Here is a 1,433-nt window from a genome sequence, read left to right on the forward strand (position 1 = left end):
TTAAATCAGATTCCTCCTTGTTTTGTCATAAATCCGGCAGCCTTTGGGAGGGCAAATCCCTTTACGACCTTTATTCCGAAGCCTATATGCCCTGGGAATGGCAGCCTAGGCTAAAGGAGATAGCAAACGATATAGGACTTGACCTGTTTTCCACGGCCTTCGACCCGACGGCCGTGGATTTTTTGGAGGAAATGAACGTCCCCGTCCACAAAGTGGCCTCCTTTGAGATCGTCGATATCCCCTTGATCGAAAGGATGGCCAAAACGGGAAAGCCTTTGATAATTTCCACCGGCATGGCCACTTTAGCGGAAATAGATGAAGCCGTAACTGCGGCCAAAGGGGCAGGAGCGACGCAAATTGCTCTGCTTAAGTGTAACAGCGCATATCCGGCGCCCCCTGAGGAGATGAATTTGCGCACGATACCTCACATGGCCGAGGGCTTTGGCGTACCCGTAGGGCTGTCCGACCATACCCTGGGCATAGAAGTGCCCGTTGCTGCCGTTGCCGTCGGAGCCTGCATAATAGAAAAGCATTTTACATTGTCTCGCGATATCCCAAGCCCTGACAGGGCATTTTCCATAGAACCTCACGAGCTTAAGGCTTTGATCGATGCCGTAAGGACGGTCGAGAAGGCCTTGGGCAGGGTCTACTACGGCGTTAGCGAAAAGGAAACGCAAAGCAGGGTCTTTAGACGGTCCTTGTTTGTGGTAAAGGACATGAAGGCCGGCGAAACCTTTACCGAAGAAAACGTGCGTTCCATCCGCCCCGGCTATGGCCTCCCTCCCAAATTTTTAAAGGAAGTTTTAGGCCGAAAATCCGCACGGGACATAAAATTTGGGACGCCGCTTTCGTGGGATTGCATATCGTAAACTCTGGGGAACTCTGGGGTCGTGGGGAACTCTGGGGTCGGATCTTTAATCTTGAATTTTAATTCAAAAGTTAACAAAGCTGACGGAAAATGCCTAATTTTCCTTTAAATGCAACTAAGGCTTAAATATAGACTAAAGATCAAGTTACGTTCGGCATCTTTTCGTGATATCATCAGCAAACGATGCACCATGTGCCAGCTTTTAGCATTTTCATGCCTTGATTGCTGTATTAAAATCATCTTCAACCAAAGGAGGCCTCACCTTTGCCAAAAGACGACCTAACGCCCAAAGACCCCCACGACAGGCTCTTTAAAAGGGTAATGTCTGACGAAGCAAACGTAAGACAATTCATAAAGGAATTCCTGCCAATAGAGCTTTCAAGTCAAATAGATTTAAAGGAAATGAAACTCATTCCCACAGAAAAGATCAAAGGCTACAACAAGTACTACATGGACATAGCCGTGGAATGCAAAATATCAGACACAAAAGGACAGCTTTACTTCGTATTTGAACACAAGTCATACCCTGACCCCGGAGTTTTACTTCAAATACTAAATTATATGA

The 1,433-nt window shown here is 46.9% G+C and carries 2 protein-coding genes; both read left to right on the forward strand.

Features of this window, described 5'->3' with window-relative positions:
* On the forward strand, window positions 1–869 hold an 869-nt coding region (pseI, locus tag Q7P41_RS05355), incomplete at its 5' end, for a pseudaminic acid synthase (RefSeq protein ID WP_303882750.1).
* Window positions 870–1,132: 263 nt separating this feature from the next.
* Window positions 1,133–1,433, forward strand: a 301-nt coding sequence (locus Q7P41_RS05360) for an Rpn family recombination-promoting nuclease/putative transposase (RefSeq protein WP_303882751.1), incomplete at its 3' end; no start/stop codon positions are given.

It is taken from the genome of Acetomicrobium mobile (assembly GCF_937920065.1).